A 16,107-nucleotide genomic window follows, 5' to 3' on the forward strand; every position below is an offset into this window, starting at 1 on the left:
CGCCGAGAATCGCAGGCGGCCGCGCGAGCGACTCTTCCAGGGCCGTGAGCCTCTCAAGACTGCGGCGCAGGCTATCGCCCTTCAGGCGGACGTCGGGGTTCAGGAACAGAAGGAAGGTGGCCTCCGCCGCCCGCGCTCCAAGGTCCGCAGCCCGGCCATAGCCCAGATTCTCCCTTTGCCTCAGCAGTTCGAGCGGCAGTCCATGCCTCTCCAGGCCTTCGGTGGAGCCGTCGCTTGAGGCGTTATCGACCAGGATGATCCGGGACAGGAATTGATCACGGCCTTCGCTCGCAGCGATTGATTTCAGGCAGCGATCCAGGAGCGCCCCCGCGTTCCAGTTGACGATCACGATATCAAGGTCGGGGGTCTTCGAGGACGGCACGTCTCTTTGCTTCCTTGCCAAGGCCTGGAATCTCGAGGGGTCATCATGCGCTGAAGCGTCCGCTAAGAAAAGACAGGCGCGCCATTCTAGCTCTCTTGCAATGGGCGAGGTTGTTTCGCCCGCATGGGTTGGGGTATGGAAGGTCTGAAGGGCAATCGAAAAAGGGTCTTTTTGAATGATCACCAAGACCGAGTTGGAAGGCGTCGTGATAATCGAGCCCAAGCGGTTTGGCGATCAGCGCGGTTTCTTCTCAGAAACCTATAACAAGGCCCGGCTTCTGGAGGGTGGCCTGGACTTCGATTTCGTTCAGGACAACCACTCCCTCTCCGCCGAAAAGGGCGTGGTCCGCGGCCTGCATTTCCAATCGCCGCCACACGCGCAGGACAAGCTCGTCCGGGTCACACGCGGGCGTGTCTTGGACGTTGCCGTGGACATCAGGAAGTCCTCCCCCACCTACGGTCGTCACGTCGCCGTTGAGCTGAGCGCGGAGAATTGGCGGCAGCTGCTGGTCCCGGCAGGGTTCCTGCACGGCTTTTGCACGCTGGAGCCCAATTGCGAGCTGCTCTACAAGGTGACGGATTACTATTCGCCGGAATGCGACGCAGGTGTCTTCTGGGCGGACGAAGACCTCGGAATCGACTGGGGCCTGGACCCGCAGGCGGCCATCCTGTCGGATAAGGACAAGAGGCTGCCGCGCTTCGCGGATTTCGAAAGCCCCTTTGAGTGAGCACCGGGTTTTGAGCGGATATAGGGGACAGGGGTCATGAAGACCATCGTAACGGGGGGTGCGGGCTTCATCGGGTCGGCGGTCGTGCGCCGCTTGGTGGCCAAGGGCGAAGAGGTGGTGACGCTCGACTGCCTGACCTATGCCGGACACCTCCCCTCGCTGGGCGAGGCTCTCGACGCGCCCAACCATCATTTCGAGCGCGCCGACATCCGGGACGCCGAAGCGGTGCGCGCGCTCTTCGAGCGTCATCAGCCCGATGCCGTGATGCATCTGGCGGCGGAATCCCACGTTGACCGGTCGATCGACAGTCCGATGGATTTTGTCTCGACCAACGTCACCGGGACGGTGGTGATGCTGCAGGCGGCCCAGGAGTACTGGGCCGGGCTCGAGGCGGCCCGGAAGGAGGCGTTCCGCTTCCTCCACGTCTCTACGGACGAGGTCTACGGCTCGCTCGGCGAGACGGGCGTCTTCACCGAGCAGACTCCCTTTCAGCCCAACTCCCCCTACTCGGCGTCGAAGGCGGCCTCGGATCACTTCGCGCGCGCCTGGCACCGCACCTTCGGGCTGCCGGTGGTGATCAGCCACTGCTCCAACAACTACGGCCCCTATCAGATGCCGGAGAAGCTGATCCCGGTGATGATCCTGGCGGGTCTGGAGGGACGGCCCATGCCGGTCTACGGCAAGGGCGCCAACATCCGCGACTGGCTCAGGGTAGAAGACCATGCCTCGGCGCTTGAGCTCATGGTGCGCAAGGGTGAGCCCGGAGCGACCTACAACGTCGGCGCCGATGCCGAGGTCTCCAACATCGACATGGTGCGGGCCATCTGCGCCTGCCTCGACGAGCTGCTGCCGGACTCGCCGCATCGTCCGCATGACCAGTTGATCACCTACGTCACCGACCGGCCGGGCCATGACCTGCGCTACGCCATCGATTCGAGCCGCGTGCGCGAAGAGCTGGGCTGGCGCCCGGCGCACGGGCTGGAGGAAGGCTTGAAGCAGACCGTGGCCTGGTACCTGGAGAACCGCTGGTGGTGGCAAGCGATCCGGGAGGGCGGCTTCAAGGACGGCCGCCAAGGTTTGGGCCGGACGTGACGGCGCAAAAGACAAAGCTGCTGATCCTCGGGCGAAGCGGGCAACTCGCTAGAGCGTTGGCCGCCCAGGTTGGGGATATCTCGGCGTTCGAGGCGAAGTTCCTGGGCCGCCCCGAATTGGACGTCACGGACAGCGCGGCCCTGGAGCGCGCGATCGCGGAGACCTCTCCCGACATCCTGATCAACGCCACTGCCTACACCGCCGTCGACCGGGCGGAAGACGAGCCTGACCTCGCGATGGCGGTCAACGCCGACGCCCTGGGCGTCATGGGGCGCGCTGCCGCCGAAGCCGGCTGTCCGGTTATCCACGTCTCCACCGACTATGTCTTCGACGGCGCGGGCGAGCGCCCCTACCGTCCGGATGACCCGACCGGCCCCCGCTCCGTCTACGGCGCTAGCAAGCTGGCAGGCGAGCGCGCGCTGGCGGACGCCCAACCGCAGCACATCATCCTGCGCACCGCCTGGCTCTACTCCGCTGAAGGCCAGAACTTCATGAACACCATGCTGCGGCTGGCGGAGACCCGCGACAGCCTGGCCGTGGTGGAAGACCAGCGCGGCTGCCCGACCCTGGCGGAAGACCTGGCGGAAGCGATCCTCACGATCTGCGGGCATCTAGCCTCCGGCAAGCCGCGCGTTTGGGGCGTTTTCCACTACAGCGGGGCGGGAGAGACCACCTGGTTCGGCTTCGCCAAGGCGATCTTCGAGGAAGCGGCGAAGCGAGGGCTGCCGCACGCCCAGGTCACCCCCACCACGACGGCGGCTTTCGGCGCGAAGGCGCCGCGCCCGGCCTACTCGGTTCTGGACGGTGCTGGTCTTGCGCAAGCTTACGGAATAACGCAGAAGGAATGGCGTCAGCGTCTTACTGAGACGCTGGACAGCCGGTCGGACGCCTCCCAATAGGGGCGGGCCCGACACGGCAAAGGATAAGGGGGACTTGTCTTGAAGGGTTTGGTTTTGGCTGGCGGTGCGGGTACACGGCTCCACCCCTTGACGCAGGTGACCAGCAAGCAGCTGCTGCCGGTCTACGACAAGCCGATGATCTATTACCCGCTTTCCACCCTGATGCTGGCCGGATTGCAGGACATCCTGATCATCACCACGCCGCAGGACCAGGCCGCCTTCCAGCGTTTGCTGGGCGATGGCAGCCGCTTTGGAATCGCGCTCAGCTATGCGGTTCAGCCCGAACCCCGCGGGCTTGCAGAAGCCTATATCATCGGCGCCGATTTCGTAGGTGACGACTCCTCGACGCTCATTCTCGGAGACAACATCTTCTTCGGGCACGGCCTCTCTGAGATGCTGATCCAAGCGCAGGATCAGCATGACGGCGCCAGCGTCTTCGCCTACCGGGTCGGCGATCCGGAGCGCTACGGCGTGGTCGCCTTCGACGGCGACGGCAGAGCCACGTCCATCGAAGAGAAGCCCGCCAAGCCGAAGTCGCATTGGGCCGTCACCGGTCTTTACCACTACGACCCCGACGTCGTGGAGATCGCGCGGTCGATCCAGCCGTCCGCGCGCGGCGAGTTGGAGATCACAGACGTGAACCGCCGCTATCTGGAGGCGGGCCGCCTTCAAGTGCAGCGCATGGGACGGGGCTACGCCTGGCTCGACGCGGGCACGCATGACTCTTTGCTGGAATCCAGCAGCTTCATTCAATCTCTCGAAGTGCGGCAGGGCCTGAAGATCGCCTGCCTTGAGGAAATTGCGCTGGATCAGGGCTGGTTGAGCGCCGATCAGGTGGCTGAAATCGCAGCTTCCTATGGTAAGTCGAGCTATGGCGCCTACCTTCAGGCGGTTCTGGAGGAGAAGGCCTGAAGAGAGGCGGGGGTCCGTGAGTACGGCTGCAGGAGCGGGGATCGGCGACAAGCGGTTGGGTTCGAAGAACGCGGCTCTTTTGCTGATTTTTGCTCTCGCGCTCTTCCTTCCCGGGTTCTTTTCGCTGCCGCCCTTCGATCGCGATGAAGCGCGCTTCGTCCAGGCCAGCAAGCAGATGGTCGAAAGCGGCGACTACCTGGACATCCGCTTTCAGGACGAGGCACGGCACAAGAAACCCATCGGCATCTACTGGCTTCAAGCGGGGGCCCTGAAGCTTTCCGGACAGGATGCGGCTGCGCCGCTCTGGGTCTATCGCCTGGTCTCTCTGAGCGGCGCGCTGCTGGCCGTTTTGGGCACGGGTCTCTTGGGCGCGAGGCTGTTCGGCGCGGCTGCTGGTCTCGCCGCCGGTCTCGGTCTCGCCGCCTCGCTCCTGCTGGGGGTGGAGGCGAGGCTGGCGAAGACCGACGCCATGCTGCTCGCCACCATCGTGGCGATGCAGGCGGGATTGGCGGTCATTTACTTGAAGCACCGGGCGCCCGTGGCTCTACCTGCCTCCTGGCTTCCCGCTCTCGTTTTCTGGCTGGCCCTGGGCGCGGGGACGCTGATCAAGGGGCCCGTGGCCCCGGCGGTCGCGGGACTCACGATCCTGTGCCTCAGCTTGGCGGACCGGGACTGGCGCTGGCTGTTGCGGCTGAAGCCTCTGGCCGGGCTGCCGCTCGCCGCCGCCATCGTGCTGCCCTGGTTCGTCGCCATCACGCTCCAGAGTGACGGCGGCTTCCTCCAGGAATCCTTCGGCAAGGACATCTTCGCCAAGATCTTCGAGGGGCAGGAGTCCCATGGGGCGCTGCCGGGCTACTATCTGGCGCTCTTCTGGGCCATCTCCTGGCCCTTTGGGCCGGCCATACTCCTGGCGTTTCTTTTCGCCTGGCGCGAACGCAGGCAACCGGTCCAGCGCTTTCTGCTCGCCTGGATACTGCCGACCTGGCTGGTCTTCGAGCTGATCATGACGAAGCTGCCGCACTACCTTCTGCCGGTCTTCCCGGCGCTCTTCATTCTCTTCGGCTGGAGCTTCGCGCGCTTGAAGGATCGAGCGCTGCCGGTAGCCCGCCAGGCCGCTCTGCTGCGGTTCGGACAGGGGCTGTTCGTGCTCGTCGGCCTGCTTCTGGCGCTGGGCGCGCCCTTTGCGATCGGCGAGGGCGGCGGCGACTGGGTCTGGTGGGGACCCCTGCTGGCGGGCGTCGGCCTGGTGCTGTGGGGCGCGCTCAGCCCTGGCCGCCTGAGAGAGGATCCACGACGTCTCCGCGCGGCGCTGGCCGGCGCCTTCCTGGTCTATTTCGCGAGCTATCAGGGCATCCTGCCGAGCATGCAGCGCATCTGGCTCGCCCCGCGTATCGCAGAGGCGTTTCAGGAGGCGGCGCCCTGCCCGGGTAGCCGGCTGGTTTCGAGCGGATTCCGCGAGCCCAGCCTCGTCTTCCTCGCAGGCACCGAGACGCTGCTCAGCTCCGCGGGCGGCGCCGCCCAACTGCTGTTGGAGGACCGGCGCTGCCGTTTGGCCTTGGTCGATGAGAGTGGCGAAGCGGCCTTTCGCGGCGCGCTGGGAGAGGCCGCGGGCGATCTGAAGCCGCTCGCCGAGATTGAAGGCTTCAACTATTCCGGGGGTGACCCGTTGCGCCTCACCCTGTATGGAATTGCCGATGGAGAGTGAGGCGCTTGGCAGAGGAGAAGGCTATCCGAAGCCGTGGCAGGTCACGCCGCTGATTCGTTTCGGTGCGCTGGTCTCGCTGCTGCTGTTCTTCGTGCTGGCGCCGCTGACGGGCCTGCTCTTCGATCCCATGCTGACCGAGCTGATGGCGCGGATACCCATGAAGGTGGTCGTGTTCTTCGACGAGTTCACCGCCATCGGCAACTCGCGCTGGTATCTCTATCCCTCGGTCGCCGCCGCGCTGCTGTCCTTTTTGACCGCGCGGTACCTGGTAAAGAAGGAGAACGCGAAGCGCATCTGGCGCTGGTTCGCGGGCGCCTGCTTCTTCATCTTCGTGAACATTACCATTCCCGGCCTTCTGGTGGCGGCGATCAAGTGGTCGCTGGGCCGCGCCCGGCCCAAGCTGCTGCTCTACGACGACATCTACGGCTTCGACTTCTTCGTGGGGCTGGAGCCGGCCTACAACTCCTTTCCCTCGGGGCATGCTCAAGCGAGCCTTTGTATCGCTCTCGCGGTGGGTTGCTTCTTCAAGCGCCTGCGCCCCTACCTCTTGGCCTTCGCCGTCACGATCGCGGTCAGCCGGATCATCGTGCTGGTTCATTTCCTGAGTGACGTGATGGCCTCCATCGCCATCTCCCTGGTCCTCTTCTGGGCCATTCTGAACTTCTATCGGGAAAAGGGATGGCTTTTCACGCCGGGTCCGGATGGGCGTTGGGTGCTGAAGCCCGAGGGGCGCTGGATCGGCCGGCGCCTTGGCCGGGGGTTCTCGGCGCGCAGCCGCAAAGCGGAGGGTGCGGCGCAGGAGACGTGATCTCTTTCCAAGGCCCGCACAAAGCACTAAGTCTAATGCGAGAACAAGAAGCTTTGGGAGGAAGGGCCGCTGTTCGGCCATGCCGGAAGAACCGGCGGTCGCGGCCCCGTGATGCAAACAGGAACCCATGAAGCAGAATGCTGAAAGCCTGCCGGTCGGCGTGGTGGTGGAGCGGCGCAAGTCCGACCACCCCTGGCTCGACCACACCTGGCGCGCGGTCGCGGTAATTCCCGGCGCGGCGGACCTCGATCCCCGCGGCCCCTGGAAGGAACTGGAGCGTGGCGAGGATTTCGTTCGCTTCCACGCCGGAACTCTGCCCATTGAGCTCTTTCGCAAGGAAACGGAAGCCTACCGGGTCAACCTGACCCAGGAGCCGCCGCGCATCTTCGTCGTGCTGCGCAAGGCCCATGAACCCGAAGAGGCCGAGCAGGAGCTCTACCCGATCCTCGCGACGGCTTCGCCCTATGAGGCCCAGGACTATCTGGACAGCGGCGAGGAGATCGTCGAGGGCGTCGCCATGCCGACGGCGCTGATCGCCTTCGTCAGCCAGTTCGTCGGCGAGTTCCACGTCGACGAGCCCTTCTATAAGCGCAAGCGCAAGCGCTACGACCCGGACAAGGTCGGCTTCGGGCGCAAGGGGCCGGCCAGCAACGGCGGCGGGTCGCACCACTAGCGCGGCAGGAAATGGCAGCTTGGCGGAAAACAGGCGGCGCGAATGGCTGAGGGAAATGGCTGAGGGAAATGGCTGAGAAGGAAGAAAAGGGTTTCTTGAACCGCTGGTCGGCGCGAAAACAGGCGCGCCGCCTGGACGAACCCTTGCCGCCCGAACCCGGTGAGGAGAGCCCGGCGAGGGCTCCCGAACTCTCAGAGGAAGAGGCGGCGGCCCGCCAGAAGGAGATCGACGACTACGTCGCGTCCCTGCCGGAGCCTGAGAGCCTCAGTTACGACTCCGACTTCACGGCTTTCTTCAAGGAAGGCGTGCCGGAGGTCTTGAAGCGCCGCGCGATGCGCGTGCTGTGGCGCTCCAACCCGGTGCTGGCGAACCTCGACGGCTTGATCGACTACGGCGAGGATTTCACGGACAAGGCCACCGTGGTGCCGAACCTCAAGACGCTCTATCGGGTGGGCAAGGGCATGTTCACCGACGAAGACCTGATCAAGGAAGAACGCCGCCGCGCTGGCCTGCCTCCTGAGGAACCCCTGGAGGCCCAGGAAACCGCGCAAAGCGGCAAAACCACCGACGAGTCCCCCGAAGAAACGGCAGAATTCCCAACTGAAGCCGGGTCCGATCCAGCGGTTTCAGAGGCCGCGACAGCCGATTCCGGCCTTGTGGACGAAGCTGAAGCGCAGCCCTCCGAAACCCCGGCGCCGGAGCGCGTCGGAGAGCCGGGAGACAAGGCAGCCAGCCCGCGCCCCCACGCGCGGTCCGCAAACCTCCCTGTGGGTAAAAAGCGCCCGGCCCTGGCACGCCGCTGGGGACCGCCCGGCGACCCTTCCTCCTGAACCACCGGCGGGGCCCTGAAAACGTCAAGCAATTGTTGACAACTCCATGACAAGGGGCCTTTAATTAAGTCGTTGAAAAACACGAAAAACCCTTCAAAAAGAAGGGCTATGGCGGTCTAGAAAACAGTCCACTTAAAGCTGAACTGTCAGACCACCGAAAAAATGGGGAAGGGAGGTACGGTCGTTTGGCCGAATTGGATCACGCCATCGACATTGCGGACGAAGACCAACTGCGAGCCAACTGCTACGCCCTCATAGGGCGGCTCTTGGCTTGTGCGCCGGACGCCGACACGTTGGCGATGGTCGGGCGTCTTTCCGGCGACGACTCCGAAATCGGCCAGGCCATTTCCGCCCTTTCCAGCGCGGCGCGCAACGCCACCCCGCAAAAGCTTGAGCAGGAGCACTTCGAGCTCTTCATCGGTGTGGGTCAGGGTGAGCTGACGCCTTACGGTTCCTACTATCTGACCGGTTTCCTCAATGAAAAGCCTCTCGCCAACCTGCGCGCCGACATGGGTCGTCTGGGCATTGCGCGGGTCGAGGGCGTGCGCGAACCGGAAGACCACATCGCGGCTCTCTGCGAGATGATGGCCGGCCTGATCACCGGCGCCTTCGCGGCGCCCGGCGACATAGAGACACAACGCGAATTCTTCGAAAAACACCTGGCGCCCTGGGCGCCCCGCTTCTTTGAGGATCTGCAAGCAGCGCGCGCTGCGGCTTTCTACATGCCGGTCGGGCGCATTGGGCAGGTCTTCATGGATATTGAGAAACAAGCCTTCGAAATGGCGGCCTAGCGTCCAAGAAAAGCAACAAACCAGCGGCAAAGGGGATGACGCCGCGCCTAGGAACGAAAGTTTGTCCCGACCGTTCACCAAGTAGGAAAGGTGAGCTTATGAGCAAAGAAAAAGCCACAGAGATGGGCCGGCGGGACTTCTTCCGCAAAGCCACTCTCGGCGCCGGCGTCGCCGGCGTTGCGGCGGCGGGTCTCGCGAAAGGGGCCGCGGCAGGCGAACCGGTGAAGCAACAGGCTTCCGGCTCGGGCTACCGCGAAACCGATCACGTCAAGAAGTACTACGAACTGGCTCGCTTCTAATAGATCGTAACCTTACAGGAGAGGACGATGCTCACACGTAAGACGAATGGGGTTGCAAAGGGCCCCCGTTTGTCAAAGGCGCTGGCGGCTTCCGTCGGCGGCGCCATTGACCGTCGTACCTTCCTGAAGCGTTCGGGGCTTGCTGCCGGTGGTATCGCCGCGGCCTCCTCGATGTCTTTTGGGATGGTGACAAAGGCTGAGGCGCAAGAAGCGTCCGGTGAAGTGAAACTGATCAAGTCCGTCTGCACCCACTGCTCGGTGGGCTGTACCGTGATGGCCGAGGTTCAGGGCGGCGTTTGGGTCGGGCAGGAGCCCGGCTGGGACAGCCCCTTCAACCTGGGTGCGCACTGCGCCAAGGGCGCGTCCGTCCGCGAGCACGCGCACGGCGAGCGGCGCCTGAAGTATCCGGTCAAGCTCGTCGACGGCAAGTGGCAGCGCATGAGCTGGGACGAGGCCATCAACGAGATTGGCGACAAGCTGTTGGACATTACCGCCACCAGCGGTCCGGACTCGATCTACTGGCTCGGTTCGGCCAAGCACAACAACGAGCAGGCCTATCTGTTCCGTAAGATGGCCGCTTATGCCGGGACCAACAACGTCGACCACCAGGCGCGTATCTGCCACTCCACCACGGTGGCGGGTGTCGCGAACACCTGGGGCTACGGCGCCATGACCAACAGCTACAACGACATCCACAACTCCCGCGCCATGTTCTTCATCGGTGGCAACCCCGCCGAGGCGCACCCGGTGTCGCTGCAGCACATCCTGAAGGCCAAGGAGCAGAACGCCGCTCCTCTGATCGTCTGCGACCCGCGCTTCACGCGTACGGCCGCGCACGCTTCGGAGTACGTGCGCTTCCGCCCCGGCACGGACGTCGCCCTGATCTGGGGCATTCTGTGGCATGTCTTCGAGAACGGCTGGGAGGACAAGGAGTTCATCCGCCAGCGCGTTTGGGGCATGGATCAGATCCGCGCCGAAGTGGCCAAATGGACCCCCGAGGAGACCGAGCGCGTAACTGGCGTTCCGGGTTCCCAGTTGAAGCGCGTCGCGCGCACGCTGGCCAACAACCGTCCCTTCACCATCGTCTGGTGCATGGGCGGCACGCAGCATACGAACGGCAACAACAACACCCGTGCGTACTGCATCCTTGGCCTGGCGCTGGGCACCATCGGCACGCAGGGCGGCGGAACCAACATCTTCCGCGGCCACGACAACGTGCAGGGAGCCACCGACCTGGGCGTGCTCTGTCACACCCTGCCGGGCTACTACGGTCTTGCGACCGGCTCCTGGAAGCACTGGGCTCGCGTTTGGGAAACGGACTACGACTACATCCTGGGCCGTTTCGCCTCTCAGGAGTTCATGGAGAAGGCCGGCGTTCCTGTCTCTCGCTGGTTCGACCTGGCTCTCGAAGCCAAGGAGAACATCGAGCAGAACGACAGCCTGAAGGCCATGATCTTCTGGGGTCACGCGCCCAACTCGCAGACCCGTCTGCCGGATATGCGCCGCGCCATGAGCAATCTCGACATGCTCGTCGTCGTGGACCCCTATCCGACCATGACCGCGGTCATGCATGAGCGCAAAGACGGCGTCTACCTGCTGCCGGCCGCAACCCAGTTCGAGACCTATGGCTCCGTCACGGCCTCGAACCGTTCGATCCAGTGGCGTGACAAGGTGGTCGAGCCGCTCTTCGAATCTCTTCCCGATCACACGATCATGTACAAGTTCGCCAAGAAGCTCGGCTTCGCGGACGAAATGTTCAAGAACATCGCGGTGGAGAACGACGAGCCCTCGATCGAGGACACGCTGCGCGAGATCAACCGCGGCATGTGGACCATCGGCTACACCGGCCAGTCGCCGGAACGCCTGAAGCTCCACATGGAGAACCAGCACACCTTCGACAAGACGACCCTGCAGGCGCGGGGCGGTCCGGCCGACGGTGACTATTACGGGCTGCCTTGGCCCTGCTGGGGAACCGCGGAGATGGGTCACCCGGGCACGCCGGTCCTCTACGACACCTCCAAGCCAGTCGCCGAAGGCGGTCTGTGCTTCCGCGCCCGGTTCGGCGTGGAGCGCGACGGGGACAACCTCCTCGCCGAAGGCAGCTACCCGGTCGGCTCGGAGATCCAGGACGGCTATCCCGAGTTCACCATGGCCATGCTTCAGAAGTTGGGTTGGGACTCCGACCTGACGGACGACGAGCGCGCCGCGATCGATGCGGTGGCCGGCGAGAAGACGAACTGGAAGACCGACCTTTCCGGCGGTATCCAGCGCGTCGCGATCGCTCATGGCTGTGCGCCCTTCGGCAACGCCAAGGCCCGGACCGTCGTGTGGAACTTCCCGGATCCGGTGCCCGCGCACCGCGAGCCGCTCTACACCTCGCGCCGTGATCTTGTTGCCGACTACCCGACCTACGAGGACCGCCGGATGTACCGTCTGCCGATCCTCTACAAGTCGATCCAGGACGAGGACTTCTCGGTCGATTATCCGATCATCCTCACCTCTGGCCGACTGGTCGAGTATGAGGGCGGCGGTGACGAAACCCGTTCCAACCCCTGGCTGGCCGAGCTTCAGCAGGACATGTTCGTGGAGATCAACCCGGTCAACGCCAACAACCTGGGCGTCAAGGACGGCCAGATGGTGTGGGTCCACGGTCCTGAGGGCGCCAAGGTCAAGGTCAAGGCGATGGTGACAGAGCGCGTTGGCGTGGATGTGGCTTTCATGCCCTTCCACTTCGGCGGTCACTGGCAGGGCGAATCGCTGCGGGATGTCTACCCCGCCGGTTCCGACCCCTACGTGTTGGGTGAAGCATCGAATACGGCCCAGACCTACGGGTACGACTCGGTCACCAACATGCAGGAGACCAAAGCCACTCTCTGCCGCATCGAGCCCGCATAAAGGAGACCTGATTAATGGCACGTATGAAGTTCCTTTGTGATGCTGAGCGCTGCATTGAGTGCAACGCCTGCGTCACGGCGTGTAAGAACGAACACGAGGTTCCTTGGGGCGTTAACCGCCGTCGTGTTGTGACGATCAACGACGGCAAGCCCGGTGAGCGTTCGATCTCTGTGGCCTGCATGCACTGCTCTGATGCGCCGTGCATGGCGGTCTGCCCGGTCGACTGCTTCTACCAGTCGGATGAAGGCGTGGTCCTTCATTCCAAGGACCTCTGCATTGGTTGCGGATACTGCTTCTACGCCTGTCCTTTCGGCGCGCCGCAGTACCCGCAGGCCGGCAACTTCGGAAGCCGCGGCAAGATGGACAAGTGCACCTTCTGCGCCGGCGGTCCCGAGGAGGACAACTCCGCGGCCGAGTTCCAGAAGTACGGCCGTAACCGTCTTGCCGAGGGCAAGCTGCCGCTCTGCGCCGAGATGTGCTCGACCAAGGCACTTCTCGCAGGCGACGGCGACCTGGTGTCCGACATCTACCGCGAGCGCGTCGTCGCCCGTGGCTTCGGGTCGGGCGCTTGGGGCTGGGGCACGGCCTATCAGCAGAAGGCCGGCTCTTAGAACCTGAGCCCTCGCATTGGGTAATCCCTCCCGCCCGGGCCGAGGCCGGGGCGGGGGACCCCACGCGAAGACAATGAGGGGGCGGCGCTTGATCCTTGCGCCGCCCCTGCTTCGCCTTGAAAACGGCTTTTGCGCCGTGCCCAGGCGGAGTTGGCGCAGTCTTCACACCAAGGCGGAGAGACCACTGCCATGACTCGTAAGAACACGATCTACGCCCTTTTGGGTCTTGTCCTCGTTGCCGGTCTCACCACCGGTTGCCGCGAGGAAGAACAGGACCGCGTGCTCCTTCTGGAGCCGGGCGTCTACCAAGGCAAACCAGACAGTCCGCTGAGCGAAGCTACCGAGGAAGAGCTGCGCCAGCGTGCGAGGAATCAAGGCGCTCTGTAGAGCCGCCAACTGAGGGCGGGCGCGCTAGACCAGGCGCATCCGGCCCTTTAGAAACAGCGTCCGCCGTGCGGGCCTTCGGGGAAGAAGGACGCAAGCGGTGAGACAGGTGAGGGAGTTTTTGAACGCCATGTCTTTCTCCAAGCATACTTCGGCCGTCCTTGCGGCCCGGACCGGCGAGGCGCCTGAGCGGCGGACCTTGTTCTGGCTGACCCTTAGCGCCGTGATCGTCGCTCTCGGGCTGTTGCTGGCGGGGCCGGCGGCCGCCCAGAGCGGCGTCGAGGAAGAGAATTCCGGCCTGCGCAGTGCGCCGACCGGCGGCACCGTGCCGGGCGACAGCCTGGGCGCCACCAGCGACACCGACTTCTGGCGTGAGATCCGGCGCGGCGCCGAAGGTCAGGTTTCGATCCCCGACCGTCAGGCAGGCGTTCTGATCCAGGCCTATGGAGAGAACTGGCGCAACGTGCGCAATGGCCCTTTATCGCTTTACGGCTCCTGGGTGCTACTGGGCATGCTGGGGCTGCTGGCGCTCTTCTTCCTGCTGCGTGGGCGCGTCAAGATCGAATCGGGCTGGTCGGGCCAGACGATCGAGCGCTTCAACGGTCTTGAGCGCTTCACCCACTGGATGACGGCGGTGTCCTTCGTGATCCTGGCCATCACCGGCCTCAACCTGCTCTACGGGCGCTACCTCGTCGCGACGCTCGTGGGCCGTGAGCCCGGTGCCGCCCCCGGCGGGTCGGCCATCGAGGCGATCTACGGGACCCTGACGCTCTGGGGCAAGTTCGCTCATAACTATCTGGCCTTCCCCTTCATGCTCGGCGTCGTCCTGATGTTCATCCTCTGGGTGCGTCACAACATTCCAAACCGCTACGACGTGATCTGGATCCTGAAGGGCGGCGGCCTCTTCTCCAAGCACAGCCACCCGCCCAGCAAGAAGTTCAACGCAGGCCAGAAGATCATCTTCTGGACCGTGGTGCTGACCGGCATCTCGCTGTCGCTCTCCGGCGTGGCGCTGCTGTTCCCCTTCGAGGTCACGCCCTGGGCGAAGACCTTCGCAATCCTCAACGTCTTCGGATTGGGGCTGCCCACGGAACTGACGGCGATGCAGGAGATGCAGCTTTCACAGCTTTGGCATTCGATCCTGGCGCTGGTCGTGATCGCGGTGATCATCGCTCATATCTACATTGGATCGGTTGGCATGCAGGGCGCTTTTGCCGCCATGGGTTCGGGCAAGGTCGACCTGAACTGGGCCAAGGAGCACCACAACCTTTGGGTCGAGGAGCAACAGCGCAAGCAAGCCTCACAACCCGCGGAGTAACCGATTTGAAAAATTCGCTGAAGCATCTCTTGGTTCTGGTCGCGGGCACGGCTCTCGTCGGCTTCGCTCTGCTGCCCGCCACCGCGGGCGCGCAGGGCGGCGTCACCAAGGAGTCTGTCGAGCAGAGCCTTGAGGAGAGCTATCCCGTCCAGGTCCTGAAGATCGTGGAAGGTGAGATCGACGGCACCGCTGCCTGGATCGTCACCGTCATGAACGAGGGCGGCGACTTCAACAGCGCGTTCCAGGTCACGACCCTGGCCGTAGACCGGCAGACGGGCGATTTGATCCCGTCCTTCCGGCCTGGGGCGAGCGGCTACCAGGGGTCTCCGGGCACCGCGCTCTCGCCGGGGTCGGAAATCCATCCCAACCAGATGCAAACCGGCCCCTGGCGCTGACCTTCCGGGCGGGAGCTTGTGGACGCGTGATGGGAGCAAAGATCGACGAATCCAAGGGGGGAGCGCGCCGGTCCTGGCGGCTCCCCCTTTTTCTGTCGCTTCTCGCTCTGCTGTTCTGCGCCGCTGCAACGCCAAGCTCTGCTTCCTACCTTGGCCACGCGGGCTATGTGAAGGCCCTGGCGATCTCTCCGGACGGCCAACGCGTTCTCAGCGGCGGTTTTGATTACAGCGCCATCCTCTGGGACCGCGAGACCCAGGAGCCCATCAAGCGCTTCGACGCGCATGATGGCGCGGTCAACGCGGTGGCCTTCACCCCGGACGGCACGCGCATCCTGACGGCGGACGACGCGGCCATCATCCGGCTTTGGGATATTGAAAGCGGGCAGGAACTCGCCCGCTTCACCGGGCATGAAGGCAAGATCGCGGCTTTGACGCTGGCGCCGGACGGCAAGCACTTCGCCACCGCAGGCTGGGACAGGACCGTGCGCTACTGGTCTCTGGAGCAGCCCGAAGCCCTGCTGGTGCTGGAGGGTCATGAGAACAACGTCAACGCCCTCGCATTCACGCCCGACGGCGGAACGCTGGTGAGCGGCGGCTACGATTCCGCCATCAAGGTCTGGGACCTGGAGAGCGGCGCCCTGACCCTGTCGATCGACGGGCATGACTTCGGCGTGAACGGCGTGGCCGTGCGCCCCGACGGCGCCCAGATCGTCTCGGCCAGCGGCGACGAGACGCTGCGCCGCTGGGATTTGCGCCTCGGCGAGGAGATCGAGAGCCAGCAACTCCATGAGAGCCCCATCTTCGCCCTGGCGCTGTCGCCCGACGGCGATCTCGCAGCCACCTCCGGCGTGGAGGGCCTGATCCGCGTCTGGAGCTTCACCGAGGGGCGCGAGGTGCTGCTCCTGGCGGGCCACGAGGCACCGGTCTGGGCGCTCGCCTTCGATCCGGCCGGCGAGAGCCTCTTTTCAGGCAGCAGCAAGGGCGTGATTCGCGAATGGCGTTTGTCGGACGGCTCGGAGATCGGCGAGGAGGAGTCCGTCGCCCTGGCGACGGAGACTCTGCCCCTGCCCGAGCACCCCGGCGCCTGGCAGTTCCGCAAGTGCGCCATCTGCCACAGCCTGGAGCCCGACGGCGGCGGGCGTGCCGGTCCCTCTCTCTACGGCGTCTTCGGACGGGAGGCCGGGACGCTGGAGGGCTACCGCTATTCGCCCGCGCTGCTTGAGAGCCAGATCGTCTGGAATGAGGAAACCATCTACCGCCTGTTCGACGAAGGCCCCCATATCGTCACGCCCGGCAGCAAGATGCCGGTCCAGCGGCTGCGCGATCCCGAAGAGCTTCAGGTGCTGGTGCAGTACCTGAAGGAGGTAACGCGGCCCGAGTGAGGCG

General features: G+C 64.5%; 17 protein-coding genes. 16 read left to right on the forward strand and 1 reads right to left on the reverse strand.

Annotated features, from left to right (window positions below):
* A partial coding sequence (locus P8X75_10305; protein ID MEJ1995586.1) for a glycosyltransferase occupies positions 1–382 on the reverse strand: 382 nt, incomplete at its 3' end.
* Between the two features lie 175 nt (positions 383–557).
* Here P8X75_10305 and rfbC point away from each other — a divergent pair.
* From rfbC to P8X75_10385, 16 genes are all read left to right on the forward strand, one after another.
* Positions 558–1,109 carry a dTDP-4-dehydrorhamnose 3,5-epimerase gene (gene rfbC, locus P8X75_10310; protein MEJ1995587.1) on the forward strand — a complete coding sequence of 184 codons (552 nt, stop codon included), beginning with the start codon at positions 558–560 and terminating at the stop codon, positions 1,107–1,109.
* A gap of 36 nt (positions 1,110–1,145) precedes the next feature.
* On the forward strand, positions 1,146–2,201 hold the full coding sequence (gene rfbB / locus P8X75_10315; protein MEJ1995588.1) for a dTDP-glucose 4,6-dehydratase: 1,056 nt from the start codon (positions 1,146–1,148) through the stop codon (positions 2,199–2,201).
* Positions 2,198–3,100, forward strand: a complete 903-nt coding sequence (rfbD, locus tag P8X75_10320; protein MEJ1995589.1) for a dTDP-4-dehydrorhamnose reductase — start codon at positions 2,198–2,200, stop codon at positions 3,098–3,100. Before rfbB ends, rfbD begins: the two co-directional genes overlap by 4 nt.
* A 39-nt stretch (positions 3,101–3,139) precedes the next feature.
* A complete protein-coding gene (gene rfbA / locus P8X75_10325) occupies positions 3,140–4,012 on the forward strand; it encodes a glucose-1-phosphate thymidylyltransferase RfbA (protein MEJ1995590.1) in 873 nt (290 codons plus the stop codon).
* A 16-nt stretch (positions 4,013–4,028) separates the two neighbouring features.
* On the forward strand, positions 4,029–5,717 hold the full coding sequence (locus tag P8X75_10330; GenBank protein ID MEJ1995591.1) for a glycosyltransferase family 39 protein: 1,689 nt from the start codon (positions 4,029–4,031) through the stop codon (positions 5,715–5,717).
* Entirely contained in the window at positions 5,707–6,525 is an 819-nt protein-coding gene (locus tag P8X75_10335; GenBank protein MEJ1995592.1) for a phosphatase PAP2 family protein, read from the forward strand. Before P8X75_10330 ends, P8X75_10335 begins: the two co-directional genes overlap by 11 nt.
* Before the next feature lie 127 nt (positions 6,526–6,652).
* Entirely contained in the window at positions 6,653–7,198 is a 546-nt protein-coding gene (locus P8X75_10340) for a DUF3305 domain-containing protein (protein ID MEJ1995593.1), read from the forward strand.
* A gap of 68 nt (positions 7,199–7,266) precedes the next feature.
* Positions 7,267–8,028 carry a DUF3306 domain-containing protein gene (locus tag P8X75_10345; protein MEJ1995594.1) on the forward strand — a complete coding sequence of 254 codons (762 nt, stop codon included), beginning with the start codon at positions 7,267–7,269 and terminating at the stop codon, positions 8,026–8,028.
* A 185-nt stretch (positions 8,029–8,213) separates the two neighbouring features.
* A complete protein-coding gene (locus P8X75_10350; GenBank protein MEJ1995595.1) occupies positions 8,214–8,819 on the forward strand; it encodes a molecular chaperone TorD family protein in 606 nt (201 codons plus the stop codon).
* Positions 8,820–8,917: 98 nt separating this feature from the next.
* Positions 8,918–9,118 (forward strand): formate dehydrogenase, encoded by a 201-nt coding sequence (locus P8X75_10355; protein ID MEJ1995596.1) that lies wholly within the window; start codon positions 8,918–8,920, stop codon positions 9,116–9,118.
* Positions 9,119–9,145: 27 nt separating this feature from the next.
* The gene (locus tag P8X75_10360) at positions 9,146–12,013 is read left to right on the forward strand and encodes a formate dehydrogenase subunit alpha (GenBank protein ID MEJ1995597.1); all 2,868 of its coding nucleotides are present in this window, start codon (positions 9,146–9,148) and stop codon (positions 12,011–12,013) included.
* Between the two features lie 14 nt (positions 12,014–12,027).
* The gene (fdh3B, locus tag P8X75_10365) at positions 12,028–12,624 is read left to right on the forward strand and encodes a formate dehydrogenase FDH3 subunit beta (GenBank protein MEJ1995598.1); all 597 of its coding nucleotides are present in this window, start codon (positions 12,028–12,030) and stop codon (positions 12,622–12,624) included.
* A gap of 189 nt (positions 12,625–12,813) precedes the next feature.
* Entirely contained in the window at positions 12,814–13,011 is a 198-nt protein-coding gene (locus P8X75_10370) for a hypothetical protein (protein ID MEJ1995599.1), read from the forward strand.
* Positions 13,012–13,138: 127 nt separating this feature from the next.
* The gene (locus tag P8X75_10375; protein MEJ1995600.1) at positions 13,139–14,326 is read left to right on the forward strand and encodes a formate dehydrogenase subunit gamma; all 1,188 of its coding nucleotides are present in this window, start codon (positions 13,139–13,141) and stop codon (positions 14,324–14,326) included.
* A 5-nt stretch (positions 14,327–14,331) separates the two neighbouring features.
* Positions 14,332–14,721, forward strand: coding sequence for a hypothetical protein (locus P8X75_10380; GenBank protein MEJ1995601.1), 390 nt, complete (start codon positions 14,332–14,334; stop codon positions 14,719–14,721).
* Between the two features lie 29 nt (positions 14,722–14,750).
* The gene (locus tag P8X75_10385; GenBank protein ID MEJ1995602.1) at positions 14,751–16,103 is read left to right on the forward strand and encodes a hypothetical protein; all 1,353 of its coding nucleotides are present in this window, start codon (positions 14,751–14,753) and stop codon (positions 16,101–16,103) included.
* Positions 16,104–16,107: the final 4 nt, after the last annotated feature.

Source organism: Limibacillus sp., assembly GCA_037379885.1.
Lineage (GTDB): Bacteria > Pseudomonadota > Alphaproteobacteria > Kiloniellales > CECT-8803 > JARRJC01.

What these genes read in the sequence shown, in the direction of transcription:
- P8X75_10360 (MEJ1995597.1), top strand. Translation starts at nt 9,146, where the DNA reads ATGCTCACACGTAAGACGAATGGGGTTGCAAAGGGCCCCCGTTTGTCA.
- P8X75_10345 (MEJ1995594.1), top strand. Translation starts at nt 7,267, where the DNA reads ATGGCTGAGAAGGAAGAAAAGGGTTTCTTGAACCGCTGGTCGGCGCGA.
- P8X75_10385 (MEJ1995602.1), top strand. Translation starts at nt 14,751, where the DNA reads ATGGGAGCAAAGATCGACGAATCCAAGGGGGGAGCGCGCCGGTCCTGG.
- P8X75_10335 (MEJ1995592.1), top strand. Translation starts at nt 5,707, where the DNA reads ATGGAGAGTGAGGCGCTTGGCAGAGGAGAAGGCTATCCGAAGCCGTGG.
- rfbB (MEJ1995588.1), top strand. Translation starts at nt 1,146, where the DNA reads ATGAAGACCATCGTAACGGGGGGTGCGGGCTTCATCGGGTCGGCGGTC.
- P8X75_10340 (MEJ1995593.1), top strand. Translation starts at nt 6,653, where the DNA reads ATGAAGCAGAATGCTGAAAGCCTGCCGGTCGGCGTGGTGGTGGAGCGG.
- rfbC (MEJ1995587.1), top strand. Translation starts at nt 558, where the DNA reads ATGATCACCAAGACCGAGTTGGAAGGCGTCGTGATAATCGAGCCCAAG.
- P8X75_10375 (MEJ1995600.1), top strand. Translation starts at nt 13,139, where the DNA reads ATGTCTTTCTCCAAGCATACTTCGGCCGTCCTTGCGGCCCGGACCGGC.
- fdh3B (MEJ1995598.1), top strand. Translation starts at nt 12,028, where the DNA reads ATGGCACGTATGAAGTTCCTTTGTGATGCTGAGCGCTGCATTGAGTGC.
- P8X75_10370 (MEJ1995599.1), top strand. Translation starts at nt 12,814, where the DNA reads ATGACTCGTAAGAACACGATCTACGCCCTTTTGGGTCTTGTCCTCGTT.
- P8X75_10355 (MEJ1995596.1), top strand. Translation starts at nt 8,918, where the DNA reads ATGAGCAAAGAAAAAGCCACAGAGATGGGCCGGCGGGACTTCTTCCGC.